Annotated in this window: 13 protein-coding genes; 7 read left to right on the forward strand and 6 right to left on the reverse strand. The window is 45.2% G+C overall.

Annotated features, from left to right (window positions below; all coding sequences use genetic code 11):
* Nucleotides 1–76: 76 nt before the first annotated feature.
* Nucleotides 77–727 carry an HAD-IIIA family hydrolase gene (locus tag EKG39_RS11525; RefSeq protein ID WP_126505901.1) on the reverse strand — a complete coding sequence of 217 codons (651 nt, stop codon included), beginning with the start codon at nt 725–727 and terminating at the stop codon, nt 77–79.
* The gene (rluC, locus tag EKG39_RS11530; protein ID WP_126505902.1) at nt 724–1,683 is read right to left on the reverse strand and encodes a 23S rRNA pseudouridine(955/2504/2580) synthase RluC; all 960 of its coding nucleotides are present in this window, start codon (nt 1,681–1,683) and stop codon (nt 724–726) included. Before rluC ends, EKG39_RS11525 begins: the two co-directional genes overlap by 4 nt.
* A 591-nt stretch (nt 1,684–2,274) precedes the next feature.
* On the opposite strand from rluC, the gene rne reads away from it, so the two are divergent.
* Together rne and EKG39_RS11540 are read left to right on the forward strand one after the other, a co-directional pair.
* Entirely contained in the window at nt 2,275–5,862 is a 3,588-nt protein-coding gene (gene rne, locus EKG39_RS11535; RefSeq protein WP_126505903.1) for a ribonuclease E, read from the forward strand.
* Between the two features lie 133 nt (nt 5,863–5,995).
* Nucleotides 5,996–7,555, forward strand: coding sequence for a SulP family inorganic anion transporter (locus EKG39_RS11540; protein ID WP_126505904.1), 1,560 nt, complete (start codon nt 5,996–5,998; stop codon nt 7,553–7,555).
* Nucleotides 7,556–7,635: 80 nt separating this feature from the next.
* Here the strand turns inward: EKG39_RS11540 and EKG39_RS11545 are convergent, their stop codons facing one another.
* Nucleotides 7,636–8,538 carry a bifunctional methionine sulfoxide reductase B/A protein gene (locus EKG39_RS11545; RefSeq protein ID WP_126505905.1) on the reverse strand — a complete coding sequence of 301 codons (903 nt, stop codon included), beginning with the start codon at nt 8,536–8,538 and terminating at the stop codon, nt 7,636–7,638.
* 331 nt (nt 8,539–8,869) lie between these two features.
* Here EKG39_RS11545 and EKG39_RS11550 point away from each other — a divergent pair, with 331 nt between their 5' ends.
* Entirely contained in the window at nt 8,870–9,709 is an 840-nt protein-coding gene (locus EKG39_RS11550; protein ID WP_126505906.1) for an isopenicillin N synthase family dioxygenase, read from the forward strand.
* A gap of 180 nt (nt 9,710–9,889) precedes the next feature.
* The gene (ylqF, locus tag EKG39_RS11555) at nt 9,890–10,828 is read left to right on the forward strand and encodes a ribosome biogenesis GTPase YlqF (RefSeq protein ID WP_126505907.1); all 939 of its coding nucleotides are present in this window, start codon (nt 9,890–9,892) and stop codon (nt 10,826–10,828) included.
* Between the two features lie 50 nt (nt 10,829–10,878).
* Here the strand turns inward: ylqF and EKG39_RS11560 are convergent, their stop codons facing one another.
* Both EKG39_RS11560 and EKG39_RS11565 read right to left on the reverse strand, forming a co-directional pair.
* On the reverse strand, nt 10,879–11,364 hold the full coding sequence (locus EKG39_RS11560; protein ID WP_126505908.1) for a low molecular weight protein-tyrosine-phosphatase: 486 nt from the start codon (nt 11,362–11,364) through the stop codon (nt 10,879–10,881).
* Between the two features lie 22 nt (nt 11,365–11,386).
* Nucleotides 11,387–12,232 (reverse strand): DNA ligase, encoded by an 846-nt coding sequence (locus EKG39_RS11565; RefSeq protein WP_126505909.1) that lies wholly within the window; start codon nt 12,230–12,232, stop codon nt 11,387–11,389.
* A gap of 332 nt (nt 12,233–12,564) precedes the next feature.
* Between EKG39_RS11565 and EKG39_RS11570 the strand changes: the two genes are divergently transcribed.
* Nucleotides 12,565–12,939: a diacylglycerol kinase gene (locus EKG39_RS11570; RefSeq protein WP_126505910.1), complete on the forward strand. Its 375-nt coding sequence runs from the start codon at nt 12,565–12,567 to the stop codon at nt 12,937–12,939.
* Between the two features lie 286 nt (nt 12,940–13,225).
* Entirely contained in the window at nt 13,226–14,119 is an 894-nt protein-coding gene (locus tag EKG39_RS11575) for a hypothetical protein (protein WP_126505911.1), read from the forward strand.
* Between the two features lie 104 nt (nt 14,120–14,223).
* Here EKG39_RS11575 and EKG39_RS11580 read toward each other — a convergent pair whose 3' ends face one another.
* Complete coding sequence (locus tag EKG39_RS11580; RefSeq protein ID WP_126505912.1) at nt 14,224–15,450, reverse strand: nucleoside recognition domain-containing protein; 1,227 nt, start codon at nt 15,448–15,450, stop codon at nt 14,224–14,226.
* Between the two features lie 191 nt (nt 15,451–15,641).
* Here EKG39_RS11580 and rsmF point away from each other — a divergent pair, with 191 nt between their 5' ends.
* Nucleotides 15,642–17,078 carry a 16S rRNA (cytosine(1407)-C(5))-methyltransferase RsmF gene (gene rsmF / locus EKG39_RS11585; protein WP_126505913.1) on the forward strand — a complete coding sequence of 479 codons (1,437 nt, stop codon included), beginning with the start codon at nt 15,642–15,644 and terminating at the stop codon, nt 17,076–17,078.
* Nucleotides 17,079–17,109 lie beyond the last annotated feature (31 nt).

Here is a 17,109-nt window from a genome sequence, read left to right on the forward strand (position 1 = left end):
TGAACGAACAGCCAGCCTCGTCTAGAAGAGAAGTTAGAAGAGATATTAAAGCTAAGATAATATCTCCTCATCAATTTCAGTGTCCCAGATGTTGAAGTAGCTCTAAAGGTGAACTGATTATTACCTTAGGGTTTGCTTGTTGCAGCTGTTCAATGCCGTGGGCACCATAGTCTACGCCTATTGCGTCGACACCTGCGTTATTGGCCATATTAAGATCGTGTATCGAATCACCAATCATGACAGCCTTTTCCGGCGCTACATTCAATTGACGGAGCAACTGCAAAATCATCTCAGGGTTAGGTTTACTCTGCGCCTCATCGGCACATCTGCTGGCAATGAAATGAGAGTCCAGCCCCGTCTCCCCTAATACCCGATTCAATCCGGCTCTTGCTTTACCTGTCGCGACGGCAATCTGATAGCCAATTTGATTAAGCTGAGTCAGCAGTGATTCGACACCATCAAACAATGGGCTGGGTGTCGTATTAAGCTTGAGGTACTGTTGTCTGTAAACTTCAATCATCTCACCATGAAAGTCGTTACTCCCATCAGGGTGAAGAACATTAAGTGCCTCATTCATGGATAAGCCGATGATATCGCGAACAGCCTGCTCCGAAGGCATAGAGACATTCAGTGTCAGCGCCGTCTGTTGCATACAGTTCACAATCTTCCCGATAGAATCCATTAAGGTGCCATCCCAGTCGAATATCACCAACTCATATTGCTTCATGCTTTGACCAATTTATCTAATGTTTGAGTGAGAACAGGATCTAAAGGTGCTTTGACTATCATCACCTCTTCGGTTCCCGGATGAGTAAATCTAAGTTGAGCAGCATGGAGAAATAATCGATTAAGTCCCAGCGCTCTCATGCTGTCATCATACTTTTGCTCACTGTATTTTTCATCGCAAGCAATTGGATGGCCGGTATACTGGCAGTGAACACGAATTTGATGCGTACGCCCCGTCACAGGGCTAGCCTGGACTAAGGTTGAACCCTGATAGCGTTGCAATATCTTAAAGCGGGTTTCACACTCTTTCCCCTCTTGATTGACACGTACTATACGCTCACCGGATTTAAGGGTTAATTTAAGCAGAGGCGCTTTAATGGCTTTATCTCTGGCTTGCCAGGTCCCTTTAACCAGGGCCTGATAATCTTTTTGCATCTTCTTAAAACGAAGCTGGTCGTGTAGATGCCGCAATGCACTACGCTTCTTTGCGATAAGCAGTACGCCAGAGGTATCTTTGTCTAAGCGATGTGCCAACTCAAGGAACTTCTGTGTAGGCCTAAGCGAGCGCATGGCTTCAATAATACCAAAATCAACACCGCTACCACCATGGACAGCAAGCCCGGCTGGCTTATTCAAGACAATGAGGTGCTTATCTTCAAATAGAATGCGATCCTCTAATTGAGACACTTTACTCAGCTTTGCCGAGGGGCCCGGACGTTCCTCTTTATCGGCCATGCGAACAGGCGGCACCCGAACAATATCGCCATCTTGTAACTTGTATTCTGGCTTTATGCGTTTTTTATTGACCCTGACTTCGCCTTTACGCACGATCCGGTAGATCATGCTTTTAGGCACACCTTTTAGTTTTGTCAGTAGGAAATTGTCTATACGTTGTCCAACATTATCTTCGTCGATTGTGACCAGCTGAACTTTAAGTTTGGGTGCTTCGGTATTCATGGTGCGCCTTTTGTACATCAGGAAGCGTATTGTACATCAAGTTATAAGAATATTGTGTCTTTCCATTTGCTGATTTTATTGATTATTGCTATATTTCATCGGCGGTTGGGGATAATCAGTGAATAAAGTGTTCACAAATCCTCCACCACTAGTGCAAAAAGTAGAGACTAAAAACCTTTTTCATTTGTCGCAAGTAATTGATTTGCAAGTCGTTTTATTAATATAAAACCGAAAATGAGTTTTAACGACTAAACAAATAGGAAAAGCCACATTACAAGGTGGTTTCTCTAAAAAACGCACCCAAAATTCGAAGTTTAATTTTAACTTATCATCAGACGCACACTAATTCGATTTTGGCATTACCGGAAAGTACTGAATAATTTATGGGGTTGGTTGACGTTTTACAACGAATTCCTTGTTTTTGTAAATATTAAAAAATAAGCCATAAATGGATGCGACACGCAGCGAATGCGTCTTACAGAAATGCGCACCTTGCCTAGACACCGGCCGTGAGGTCTTGTTAATAATGCTAGGCCCGTAATGCACCGAATAAATCGTTTGATGACCTTATTTTAGAAGAATTACGTCATAATGAAACGGATGTTAATTAATGCAACTCAATCTGAAGAGTTGCGCGTTGCCCTTGTTGATGGGCAACAACTGTACGATCTTGATATTGAAAGTCCTGGTCACGAACAGAAAAAAGCGAACATTTACAAAGGTAAAATCACCCGCGTAGAACCCTCTCTTGAAGCTGCATTTGTCGACTATGGTGCCGATCGTCACGGATTCCTCCCATTAAAAGAGATTGCCAGAGAATACTTTCCAAAAGGATACTCTTTCCAAGGTCGCCCCAATATCAAAGAGGTGGTTAAAGAGGGTCAAGAAGTTATTATTCAGATAGATAAAGAGGAACGAGGCAACAAAGGTGCCGCGTTAACTACCTTTATCAGTCTGGCGGGTTCTTATCTGGTTCTTATGCCAAACAACCCTCGTGCCGGCGGTATCTCTCGTCGAATCGAAGGTGATGAGCGTACCGAACTTAAAGCCGCAATGTCTGAACTTGAAGTGCCTCAAGGTATGGGCTTGATTGTTCGTACTGCGGGTGTTGGAAAAGATTCAGCCGAACTTAAGTGGGACCTGAAAGTACTCGAACATCACTGGGCTGCGATTAAAGAAGCCGCTGATGGCCGTCCGGCTCCCTTCCTGATACATCAGGAAAGTAATGTCATCGTACGTGCAATTCGTGATTACCTTCGTCGTGATGTTGGTGAAGTACTTATCGATCACCCACGAATTTTTGAAGATGCTAAACAGCATGTTTCCTTGGTACGTCCTGACTTTGTCGATCGTATTAAGCAGTATGAAGCTGAAGTTCCACTTTTCACTCACTTCCAGATCGAAACGCAAATCGAATCGGCTTTCCAGCGTGAAGTTCGTCTTCCGTCTGGTGGCTCGATTGTTATCGATCCAACTGAAGCCCTGACATCAATTGATATCAACTCCGCTCGTGCAACGAAAGGTGGTGATATTGAAGAGACGGCACTGAATACCAACTTAGAAGCTGCAGATGAAATTGCTCGTCAACTACGCCTGCGCGATCTAGGTGGTTTGGTTGTTATCGATTTCATCGATATGACACCTGTACGTCATCAGCGTGAAGTTGAAAATAGAATGCGTGATGCCGTGCATCATGACAGAGCTCGAGTTCAACTGGGTCGTATCTCTCGCTTCGGTCTTATGGAGATGTCGAGACAGCGTCTACGTCCGTCCCTTGAAGAGTCTGCGGCACACCTATGTCCTCGTTGTCATGGCCAGGGTACTATCCGTGGAACTGAGTCATTAGCTCTTTCTATCCTACGTCTGATGGAAGAGGAAGCGATTAAAGAGAACACCTCTCAAATCGAAGCTGTTGTTCCTGTCGATGTTGCTGCATTCCTGCTTAACGAAAAGCGTAAAGCCATTCGCATTACTGAGCAGCGTCATGATGTTGAAGTCTATGTGATCCCAGATCCAAACATGACAACACCGGATTATCGCGTTTCTCGTCATCGTAAAGACGACCAGATCAGTGAATCCAGCTATAAATTATTAGACCAGCCTGAAGCAAAACTTTACGAGCCTCGAAAACTTGAACGCGCAGCGCCACCGCAGCCTGCACTAAAAGGTTTCTCAGCACCGGTAAAGCAAGTTGAAAAACCATCGAGTGTTAAAAAAGAAGTCAAAGCTGAGCCTAAGAAAGATGCTGAACCTGGTTTGGTCTCTAAATTATTCTCTGCCATCAGCGCGCTGTTCAAGCCTGAAGAGAAGAAAGAGGAGCCAAAGCAGAAGCCTCAGCCTAACCGCAACGCTCAGAATCGCAATAACCGTCGTAATACCCGTCGTAATGATAATCGTAATGACAATCGACGCAATCGTGAAGACAAAGAGCAAACGGGTGACAAAGGCGCACGTAATAGCCGTAACAAGAGCGCTGACTCAAGTAAGGTAGAGAAGCAAGTCAAAGGGAAGGACGAGCAAGCCAAGCGTCAATCTCGTACTGACAGTAAATCTCGTCGCCCGGCTCAGGCAACCGATGTAGAATCGAAAGACCAGCCTAAGCAAGAGGTTGCCAGAGAACGTCGTCAACGTCGTAATATGCGTCGTAAGGTTCGCGTTGAGAATGAGCAAGCTCAAGTTGAAGAAAATCAGGTTCTATCTGAAGCTCCAGCTAAAACAGCTGTAAGCGAAGAGAAGACCACGCGTACCAAGCGTCAACCAAGAAAGTCAAATAAGCCAAAGCCTCAGCAAGAAACGGCACAAGAAGCTCAAGTTGAAGCCGAAGTGGCTGTCGTATCTGAAGCCAATACAGTTGAAGCTACTAAGGTAGAAGCTAAAGTTGAGCAGCAGACGCCGGTAGCGGTTGAATCGATTCAAGCGACATCAGTGACAGACGCCGACCAGGTTGAAGTATCAGCTTCACAAGACGTTGAAGCCACAGATGATAAAGACCAGCGTGAGCCACGTGACGGTCAACGTCGCAGCCGTCGTAGCCCTCGCCATCTTCGCGCAGCAGGTCAACGTCGTCGCCGCGATGAAGATACCGAAGGCGAGTCTTCATCTGACGCAACTCCGGCATTCGTTCCAAATGAGACTGAAGTAGAAAATCAAGCCAATGAGACGAAAGCTGCCTCTGTTGCTGTATCTGCTCCAGCTCAGCCAGTGAGTCCAGCTGAAGCTACGCCAAAAGCAGACACTGCAGTTAACTCTGAGGCCGCTAAGCCTGAGGCAACTCAACCAGAAGCATCTAAGCCAGAGGTAACTAAGAGTGAGTCAACGGCATCTGTTGCAGCAGCCGCGCCGGCAAAGCCTGCCGTTCCAGCTAAAGCAAAAGCGCCAGCCAAACCTAAAGCAACGGTAAAATCTGAAGCTACGGCAGCCCCTGCAAAACCTGCCGCGACCGTTAAAGCTGAAGCAGCTGTTGCAACCGCTGCCCCGGCTAAGCCAGCTAAACCTGTGAAAGCAGAAGCTCCAGTTAAAACTGAAGCATCAGTTGCCGCAGCCGCTCCTGCGAAACCAGCTACACCAGTGAAGACTGAAGCATCGGTTGCCACAGCGGCGCCAGCTAAACCTGCTGCACCAGTGAAAGCAGAGGCGCCAGTCAAAGAAGAGGCACCAGCGAAAACCAAAGCAGCTGTAGCTGCAGCGGCACCAGCTAAGCCTGCCGCTCCGGTGAAAGCTGAAGCTAAGGTTGAAGTTGAAGCTGAAGCTCCAGTTAAAGCTAAAGCTCCTGTTAAAACCGAGGCTCCAGTTGAAACAGAAGCCCCAGTTAAAGCCAAAGCATCTGTAGCTGCTGCAGCTCCTGCCAAGCCTGCCGCTCCTGTAAAAGCTGAGAGTCAGGTTAAAGTTGAAGCTCCCGTTAAAGCAGAGGCTCCAGTTGAAACTGTAGCGTCAGTCGAAACACAAGTATCGACACCGGCTGAGACTGCGCCAAAGGTTAAAGCGGCACCGAAAGCACAATCCGGTGGTTCAAGTCGATTTGGCACTATGGTAACTTCAGATATGACTAAGCCAGTTGTAGAGACCCGAGAAAATATTGCGACGCCGTCAGGCCGTCAATATGTAGCCTCAGAGTCTACTGCACCGAGCGAAAAATCAAGAACTGCCAATTCAGCAAACTCGGAAATGGCTAAACCATAACCTATAGTTAAGCTGTATTAATAAGAAAGCCATGCATCACAGCATGGCTTTTTTCATTTTCTTACTGCGGATTATTTGTTAGTATTCGCGGCCGCAATTAAATCTAAATCAACAAAATTACAACAGAGGCTAAATGTTCGATCTCATTCGTCACAAAACTGCCAGCAGTAAAGCCGATCTTCTATCGGGCTTAACTGTAGCACTTGCACTGGTTCCTGAAGCCGTAGCATTCGCTTTCGTAGCGGGTGTTGAGCCTATGGTGGGCTTATATGCAGCCTTTATTATGGGGCTTATCACTGCGCTTATTGGCGGTCGTCCAGGTATGATATCGGGTGCTACCGGCGCAATGGCCGTTGTTATGGTTGCTCTGGTTGCTGAACACGGCGTGCAATACCTTTTTGCCGCAGTCGTTCTGGCGGGACTCATTCAAGTCTCATTTGGTCTGCTGAAATTAGGAAAATTCATTCGAATCGTTCCCTACCCTGTAATGATAGGTTTTGTGAACGGTCTGGCGATTGTTATTTTCCTTGCACAGCTTGGACAGTTTAAGGTACCCGGTGCCGACGGCATGATGACATGGTTACCTCAAGGTCAGTTAATGCTGATGATGGGCTTAGTACTGTTAACTATGGCAATTATTCAGTTCCTGCCGAAACTGACTTCTGCCGTCCCCTCCTCGTTGGCTGCCATCGTAACCGTCACTTTATTAGTGGTCTTCCTGGATCTTGATACCCGTACCGTTTTAGATTTCCTGAAATCTATGAGCGGTGACGAAAATGCGACAATAGCGGGAAGCCTGCCTAGCTTCTCTATCCCTGCCGTCTCATTTAACCTTGAAACGTTATATATCATTCTGCCCTATTCATTGATCTTAGCGGCAGTAGGCTTGATAGAATCTTTGCTAACGCTGACCGTTATCGATGAGATGACTAACACACGTGGTAAGGGCAACAAAGAGTGTATCGGTCAAGGTGTCGGTAATATAACCAGTGGCTTCTTTGGTGCCATGGGTGGTTGTGCGATGATCGGCCAGTCTATGATTAACATCAATTCTGGTGGTCGTGGACGTTTATCCGGTATCACGGCGGCGCTTGCTCTACTCGCCTTTATCCTTTTCGGTTCTTCACTCATCGAAATGATACCGTTAGCAGCACTCGTTGGTGTTATGTTTATGGTTGTACTTGGCACCTTCGAATGGGCCAGCTTTAAGGTGATGAGCAAAGTACCTAAGCACGATGCTTTTGTCATCATACTGGTCACTATCGTCACAGTGTTTACTGACTTAGCTTTCGCCGTTTTCGTCGGTGTTATTGTATCTGCCCTGGTTTTTGCCTGGGAGCATGCGAAGCACATCAATGTAGATATCAGCGAAGATGCGAATGGTTGGAAAGTATATAAGCTTAACGGACCACTATTTTTTGGTTCAGCAGCCGAATTTTTAGAGCTGTTCCACGCTAATACGGATCCTGTCGATGTGATCGTAGACTTCCAAAACTCTCGTGTATGTGATCACTCGGCACTGGATGCCATCGATACTCTTGCCGAGCGCTATGGTTCAAATGGTAAAAAACTGCATCTACGTCACCTCAGTAATGACTGTAAGAAGTTACTGCACAAGGCTGGCGATTTGGTTGAAGTGAACCTTATTGAAGACCCTCACTACAAAATTGCCGATGATAAATTAGATTCATAATTTACTTGTCAGTGAGATGGTGTAATAGAAAGGCGAGTATATAACTCGCCTTTTTTATGCCTGCTTTATACCAAAAGGTATTATTTTAATTTGGACGCAAATGCCAACCTAAATTTATCCAGTTTAGGTTTGATAACCACCTGGCAATAGGGTTGTTCACCATTAAGTTCAAAATAATCTTTGTGGTAATTCTCGGCTGGATAAAATGTTTGAAATGCGGTGATTTCTGTCACTATAGGCCTGTTCCAGGCTTTAGCTTCTGTTAACCTCTCAATCATACGGTTAGCGCTATCCACTTGCTGCGCATCATGGGCAAAAATAACCGATCGATATTGCGGACCGACATCATGACCCTGTTGATTGAGTGTCGTCGGATCGTGACTCATCCAAAAGACCTCCAGCAGTTCATCGAAACTGATAGTATCAGAGTCGAATTTTATCTGTATCACTTCGGCATGGCCTGTAGACGCACTGCAGACATCTTTATAGTTAGCCGTCCCGGCATCTCCGCCACTATAGCCGGAAGTCACGTCAATGACTCCATTGAGCTCTGAAAAAATGGCTTCGATACACCAAAAGCAGCCTCCGCCAAATGTCGCCACACTCGCTTCAGATTTCAAATTTATCTCATCGCTCGACTTAAAACTCAGAGACACAGAGTTGACACAATGTCTGACATTTTTATCGGTAAGATACTCACCTTCAAAAACATGCCCTAAATGGCCGCCACACGCCGCACAGGTTATCTCGACCCGTACACCATCACTATCGGCGACTCGTTTAACGGCTCCAGGAATCTCATCATCAAAAGCCGGCCATCCACAATGGGCATTAAACTTACTCTCGGACAGATACAGAGGTGCATCACAACGTTTGCACAGATAGACACCTTTAGCATCATGCAGATGATATTCACCACTAAAAGGTCGTTCGGTCCCTTTATCCTCGATGACAAATCGTTCAAATTCAGTTAATTTTCCCATGATGCTTTCTCTACCTTAAAAAGTCATATTCATAAGACCCGGCATAGGCATTATCTCTTTCATTGCCCTGACCGACAATATCCCACGGCTACCAAATAGCCTAACCTCAATCAATGCAGCCTATTCTGTATCATTTTAGTCGGAATTAATGTCACTTTATTTTTTAAGGCTTGTTCACCCCTATCTAATTATTTATTGGTAAGTTTTTTCCTCATTATGGTGCATTGATTTAGATTGAAAATAATAAAAACGTGATTTCAATCACACTTAGTTGCGAGTCAGCCATCTGCTGGTTAGAATGCGTCGGGGTCACAAAATAAGAAGAATTGAGATGAAACTAGAAACAATTAATTACCAAGCTCATGATAGTGCAGAAAAATTTGTACAGTCCTTACGAGACACAGGCTTCGGCGTACTGTCCAACCACACCATAGATAAATCTCTGGTAGAAACTATCTATCAGGAGTGGCAGGCATTCTTCAATAGTTCGGAGAAGCAAGATTTTCTGTTTAAACCGGAAACACAAGATGGTTTTTTCCCCTCAGAAATATCTGAAACGGCTAAAGGCCATACTGTTAAAGATATTAAAGAGTATTACCATGTTTACCCATGGGGTCGTATTCCCGATTCATTAAGAGAAAATATCTTAGCCTATTATCAACGGGCAAATGAGTTGGCTGCCGAACTGCTGCAATGGGTTGAAACACATACCCCTGCCGAAGTCGCAGTGAATTACTCTATCGCCCTGCCTAAGATGATTGAAGACAGCCATAAAACCTTATTGCGTGTTCTGCATTATCCGGCAATGTCTGGCAACGAAGAACCTGGTGCAATACGCGCCGCCGCTCATGAAGACATTAACTTACTGACTATCTTACCGGCAGCGAATGAACCCGGGTTACAGGTAAAAACCAAAGATGGTAACTGGTTAGATGTACCTTGTGACTTCGGCAATCTCATCATCAATATCGGTGATATGTTGCAAGAAGCCTCTGGAGGCTACTTCCCTTCCACTACACATAGAGTCGTTAATCCGGTAGGCGCCGACACCTCAAAAGCGAGAGTCTCACTGCCTCTGTTTTTACATCCTAAACCAGAAGTTGTACTTTCAAGCCGATATACGGCTGACAGTTACCTGATGGAACGCTTAAGAGAGCTCGGGGTGATCTGATCCCAACAACTCCTCTCCTAGCTGTTCGCATAACAGGCTAGGTTTTAACTCCCGGCCATTCCAAGGCTGAGGTTTTTAAGTCCCCCCTCAGACAAAAGCGCCAATCGGCGCTTTTTTGTTGATGAAATTTTTCCTTAACAAGGTAAAATCCCCCTAACAGAATTAATACAGAGCGTTAAAATGGCAATTCAGTGGTACCCGGGACATATGCACAAAGCACGTAAAGAGATTGAAGAGGTCATGCCTCAAGTCGATCTGGTTATTGAAGTGCTCGACGCAAGGATCCCATATAGTAGTGAAAACCCTATGGTTTCAACGCTTCGTGGTAATAAGCCCTGTATTAAACTGCTGAATAAATCAGATTTGGCGGATCCTGAAACGACCCAACGTTGGATTGAGTATCTGGAGCGTGAACAGGGGGTAAAAGCGATGGCGATTACCACTTTACAGGCAGCTCAAGTCAAGAAAATCCCGGACCTCTGTCGAAAGTTTGTTCCGAGCCGGGACAAAGTTGAAAAAGATATCCGCACCATGATCATGGGGATCCCGAACGTCGGTAAATCCACCATCATCAACACCCTTGCTGGTCGTATGATCGCCAAAACGGGTAATGAACCTGCGGTCACTAAGGTGCAGCAACGTATCAACCTGAGAAACGGTATCGTTCTCTCCGATACTCCGGGGATCTTGTGGCCGAAAGTTGATAATGAAAAGAGTAGTTATCGCCTGGCTGTAACCGGAGCCATTAAAGACACGGCCATGGAATATGAAGATGTCGCCATGTTCGCCGCAGAGTACTTTCTACAGGCTTATCCTGAAGCGATTGCAGAGCGTTATAAACTAAAAGAGCTACCTGATACCGATATCGAGTTACTCGAAGCCATAGGCCGTAAAAGAGGAGCGCTACGTCCAGGTGGGCGTATCGACCTTCATAAAGTCTCTGAGCTTGTGCTACATGAGTTCCGCTCAGGTAAAATTGGCCAACTGTCTCTGGAAACGCCGGAAATGGCCGATATTGAAAAAGCCGAAGTCGCCAAGCTAATTGCTAAAAAAGAAGCAGAAAAAGAAGCTAAACAGGAAGCTGAGAGATTAAAGCGTGCGGGTAAACGATATAAATAGCCATTTATATGAATCAGACAAGCCTCAGCTATTAAATAGGTGAGGCTTTTTTATTGGCTGTTTATTTGCTTAAGTAAGTTATCACAGCTCTGCTCAATCAAGTCCAAAACCAACTCAAACCCATTACCTGCACCATAATAAGGATCCGGCACTTCATTTAGTGTTGCAGTACTCACTGAAGCTTCGTCTAAGAAAGATAACATCAGCTTAAGCTTGTCTTGATAATGCTCAGGGGAGCGGTCCTGAAGATCTTGAAGGTTTTGAAGATCCGCAGCTAAAATCAGATCGAAACGAACAAAATCCTCTTGTGTTACCTGACGCGCCGTTATCCCTTTAAAACTAAAGCCTCGCTTCTCCCCAGCCGCGATGCTTCTGGGGTCCGGAGACTTCCCCTGATGGTAAGCGATAGTGCCAGCCGAATCGATATCAAGGTTCAATCCTCTCGTTTCAGCCTTAGCACGAAAAACTGCCTCTGCCGTGGGTGAACGACAAATGTTGCCCATACATACAAAGAGGACGGAGGTTATTTGAGTCATTACTACAGCCACTAAAAAATCATCACTCTTTAAATCTTACCCGAAGAAAGCTCGCGAACCTAGGGGTTCCTTTTTGGGTTGTGCCTGAGTATTGATAAGTGACAGTAGAGCCTATTTCAGGAGGATGGCGCCTTTCATTCATAGAAAAACCGGTACCGAGTTTAAAGCGGATCCCACTCGGAGTTTCAACCACTAAAGCGCCTAACATGCCATTAAACTTACCTTTTCCCTCCTGATGAGCTACCACCCGTGCCTCTGCGTCGTAGAGTGGCTTGAGTTTTATCACGCCTTTGTTTCTGCCACTAAGATAGAGAGATTGATTATGGTGTAACATCAATCCCTCACCGCCTTGCTCAATGACGCGATTAAACCAAGTATCGAGTGCCTGTACGCTGTCGAACCGTTTCTGCTCAATAACCGATAGATAGGGTGAGCTGCCCGCTAACTCACTTTTGGCTATGGCGTATCGCTGTGCAAAATCTTGGCTGTGAGATGGCAGGTCGAACACCATAAATTTTACTTCACGCCAGCGTTCCTGACTGGGATGCTTACTTCTTATTAATGACGAAATTTGCTCAAATGTCCCTCTTCCCATCCATAACTCACCATCGAGCGCATAATCGGGGAACCCTTGTGTAAACCACTGTGGCGTAGACATCTGCCTTCCTGATCGCGTAAACAGATGTGTGCCATCCCAATACCCTCTCACTCCATCAAGCTTCTCGCTAACCAGATATTCACTGACTGGCGCGTCAGCCTGTTGCTCAACGGCCAGCTGAATGTCATTAACATGTGCCTCACTGAAACCTATGAGAAGATAGATAAGGATAAGAAATACAGACAATAGACGTACAGAGGTAAAGTACATAGAGAACACTCCTTCGTATGATGACTCAAGCTGCTTCCTTCAGCTTTTAGCAGGTTAGTTGTTATACGACTAAAGCCCGCCACTGAAAACAGTGTAGGACATAATGCTATTTCCCCCCAAATATCTTGTTAACATCGAAGAGCCTGCGAAAGGTTGCTTCAAACAGCACTCACTTAAGATTGCTTTAAGTAAACAAATGCCCTAAATACGCGAACTGTGCAGCAAAAATGCAATTGTCACATATTTTGACGGTGATATACTCACGCGCAGTCGGCTCGCTAATACCTTAGGTATAAGTAAAGCAGCAGTTACAATAAAACTCATGGGATGTTATGAAACCTGAAAATAATCACGGATTAAAACGCATATTTAGGGCCACTGGGTTCTCCATGCAAGGACTAAGATTGGCATGGGTGCATGAAGCCGCATTCAGACAAGAACTGATGTTAGCCATCATTATGTTACCGATAGCGCTTTTGGTTGATATCACCACTGTTGAGCGCCTCTTTTTAATTTTAACTCTCTTTATTGTCCTAATCGTAGAGTTGTTAAATTCGGCAATTGAGGCCGTTGTCGATAGGGTTGGTGACGAGATACACCCTCTAAGTGGTCAAGCCAAAGATGTCGCTTCGGCCGCCGTATTTATGAGCCTGGCCTTATGTGGCATTACATGGACAGTCATACTTGCAAGCCGATACATTTCTTAAGCCTCCAGTTTAAATCAGGAGTCATCTTACGGTGACTCCTTTCCCGTATCTTTTCCCTTTTGATATTCACTTGGCCAATAGTTTCTTGCTAGTTCACAAGCCCAATAACGACTATTTCAGCGACACCGCTTACAAACCCATAAAAAAAATGCAGTTATTTTGATATTTTTTGATACAAGTCATTCACAAATAGAAACAAGCTGCTAGTATAACGGGCATAGATAGATTCGATCACATAGAATCAACAACTTAAAATAATAATAAGAATATTTGTGGAGTAGCCTTAATGGTAAGAAAATTAGGCATCTCAGTTTTAGCTATGATAGCTGCTATCCCCTGTTTAGCCGCAGACGATAGTCAGTCGGTCAATGTAGCTGATAGTAAAACTGTGATTAGAGTTGGAGGATTTTACTCTAATTCCAATTCCACGATGGATGTTACTAACCCCATTTTAGGTGAAGACTTTAAGATTGATTTCGAGCAAGATCTGAATCTTGAAGAGTCTCAATTCCTGCCTTTTTTCGAAATATTCCATCATTTCAACGATAAACATCTCATATTTATCGACTGGAAACAACTACATAGAAGTGCAACAGTCCAGAGTATCTCGAATCCATTCCAGGTCGATCTTGACGACAAGATATTCGATGTAAAGCTTGGTAGTCAACTCAAGACAACGCTCAATATCGATATTGCCAGAATTGGATACGGCTACAATTTCTATCAGGGTAACAACTACAACATAGGTGTTTCCCTGGGTCTGCACGCCATGTTTATTAAAACCGGATTTGAAGGCAAAGTCGGAGCCTGTGTCGATGGCGAAAATATCGATGACTGCGGAATAGCTGCAATTCCTAATGTCGTAGATGAAAAAATAACCGCACCACTTCCTGACATAGGACTATATGGCACCTATGAGTTTTCACCTGGTTTCAGTTTTAGAGCTCACGCTCAGTACTTTCAGATAAAACTCGATGACTTAGATGGACGGCTGATAGATGTAAGAGCCGGAATTGAAGCTCAAATATCCGAAAACTGGCATATGACAGCTGCATTTAACTATTATGAGGTCGATGTAGACTACGAACAAAAATCGGGTATTGATGGCGTTAATATTGCCAATTATAACCTGTCATACAGCTTTATCGGGCCTATGCTGTCTGTGAGCTACCATTTTTAAGTAGATCGATAAATGATGCAGGTTCCGCCATGGCTGGCAGCTGGATTTGCTTCAACCTACCTTGTGTTCTGCTGTTCCACCATTCACCACCAACCCTATCCCGCTTAACCATAAAATTGATAGCAGACAAAAATAGCGGCAAGAATCCCCGCCAGATCCGCCGTTAAACCGCACACCAGTGCATGACGGCCATTACGGATCCCCACCGCACCGAAGTAGACGGCCAACACATAGAAAGTGGTCTCCGTACTTCCCTGAAATATCGCAGCCAAACGCCCGGCAAACGAGTCGACACCATGATGCTCCATGGTCTCTAACATCATGGCTCTGGCACCTGAACCACTAAATGGTTTCATTATGCCCGTCGGCAAGGCATCCACAAAGCGAGTGTCTCCCCCCAATACCGATACCACCACAGAGATAAGGTGTAACAGATAATCCAAGGCCCCCGATGCCCTGAGCATGGAAATCGCCAGTAACATAGCAAGCAGGTAAGGGATAAGCTTTATCGACTGTGAAAATCCCTCTTTAGCACCGGTAATAAACTCATCATAAACTGCAACTTTTCTCAGTCCTGCGACAAGAATAAAACTAAACACTAATAACAGGAGTACACCGTTCCCCATAGCGGTGGATAGCGTACCTATCGCTGTTGTTGTTAGTGTTCCCAAATAGAAGACCAGCGCCATTATTGAGCCAAAAATTAATGCGCCATAGCCTAAGATAACGCTATTTAACAAAGACAAACGCTGAAACATCGCCACCACCAATACCCCTGCAATGGTTGAAGCAGAAGTTGCCAGGAGTATGGGCAGAAAAATATCCGCCGGCGCCGCAGCCCCCTGTTGCGCGCGATAAAGAAAGACGGTGACAGGCACTAAAGTAACCGAAGAAGTATTGAGAACTAAGAAAAGGATCTGCGCGTTGGTTGCGACACTTTTTTGCGGGTTCAACATCTGCAGATCTTGCATCGCTTTAAGCCCTAATGGCGTAGCCGCATTATCCAGGCCTAAAATATTTGCCGTCAGATTCATAGTGATACTGCCGTATGCGGGGTGGCCTTTGGGTACCTCAGGCATTAATCTGGACAAGAGTGGTTCAAAAATTTTAGCGAAAAAACCAACGACGCCGGCTTTCTCCCCGACCCGCATCAGCCCCATCCATAAAGAGAGGACACCAATTAGCCCCAGGGCTATTTCGGCAGCAAGTTTCGAGCTATCAAATAGTGCTGTCACAGACGAAGACAGTACATCCAGCTGACCATTAAAGAGTTGTATGCCAATAGCCAGCATGGCTGTCATAAAGAAAAAAAACCAAATCCGATTTAACACACTATATCCTTTTGATTAAAACTGAATCTGCGCTATCTAATTGATAAACCCAAGCACTCTTATTAAAAACTCTGCTCACTTCATAAAGCGTGATACTAACAGCCTCCATGGTGCTCGCTGAAGAGCGAGCCGCTAAATGCTATGATATAATCGCGCCAAAAGACACACCGTTAGCTAACTGTCAGAGTCCTATGGTTCAACTAAATCAAGAATTTATCAAGAGCATTGCTAAAGATATGCCGGCTCATCTTTCAATGGATGATTTTATCAGCTACAGCAGCAAACCTTTGCGCCCATCCATCCGAGTCAACACGCTAAAAATCTCATCTCAGGATTTCATTTCATTGATGACACCTAAAGGGTGGACACTCGACCCCATTCCCTGGTGCAAAGACGGATTTTGGATCTCACTCGACAATGACGTGCAGTTAGGTAACACGGTAGAACACCTCCAGGGTCTGTTTTACATTCAGGAAGCAAGCTCTATGTTACCACCCATAGCGCTATTTTCGACATTAACAGACAATGATGAACGCACCATACTCGATATGGCTTCGGCACCCGGCTCTAAGACCACTCAGATAGCGGCAATGATGGACAACTCGGGTCTACTCATTGCTAACGAATATTCATCGAGTCGTGTAAAAGTACTTCACGCCAATGTACTTAGAATGGGGGTCAGTAACACCGCCCTCACCCACTTCGATGCCAGAGTATTCGGTGAATACCTGTATAACCGATTCGATGCTATTTTACTCGACGCCCCCTGTAGCGGCGAAGGCACTATTCGAAAAGATCCCTTAGCACTTAATAATTGGGGGCTAACAGAAAATAGCGCTATCGCCGAAACCCAAAAAGCATTGCTTGAATCGGCCTTCCTGGCGTTAAAAACAGGCGGAACATTAGTCTATTCCACCTGTGCACTGAGCAGATTAGAAAATCAAGACGTTTGCGAACACCTCAGATCCACATTTCCTGAGGCGGTTGAGTTTGAATCCCTTGCCTCACTGTTCCCCGATGCAGATAAAGCCTGTACAGATGAAGGCTTCCTTCACGTATGGCCACAAATCTATGATAGTGAGGGCTTCTTCATCGCCAAGATAACCAAAACCTGCGATGTTGAAAGACAAAAACCTGAGCCGAAGAGGCAGAAGAATTTTCCGTTTACCACCATATCTTCGAAAGTAGAGCTGGAACTACGCCAGTATTTCAAGCAAACCTTCGACATAGATATTCCCGTCGGTGACATGCTCATGGTGCGAGATCTGGAGTATTGGTTGTTCCCCGCCGGTATGAAAGAGTTGATCGGAAAAATGAGATTTCAGAGAATTGGCGTAAAACTCGCCGATGGACTGAAAAAAGGCTTTAAGGCTAGGCATGAAGCCATCATGGCCTTAGCAGAAAAATCCAGTGGCTATGAACTCTCTCAAGCGCAGGCCACACAATACCTGATGGGAAGAGATATCCCCCTCGTTGATGGCGGAAAACCACAAGGAGAGCTGATAGTGACCTATCATGGGTGTGCATTAGGGGTTGCAAAACATTTGGGAAGCCGTCTTAAAAACAGTCTTCCCAGAGATTTAGTACGGGATAAAATTGCCGATTCAGATGCCAGCACGAACCTCTGAAACATTTAGTTACAAAGCTATGTTAAAAAAT

It is taken from the genome of Shewanella atlantica (assembly GCF_003966265.1).
Classification (GTDB): domain Bacteria; phylum Pseudomonadota; class Gammaproteobacteria; order Enterobacterales; family Shewanellaceae; genus Shewanella; species Shewanella atlantica.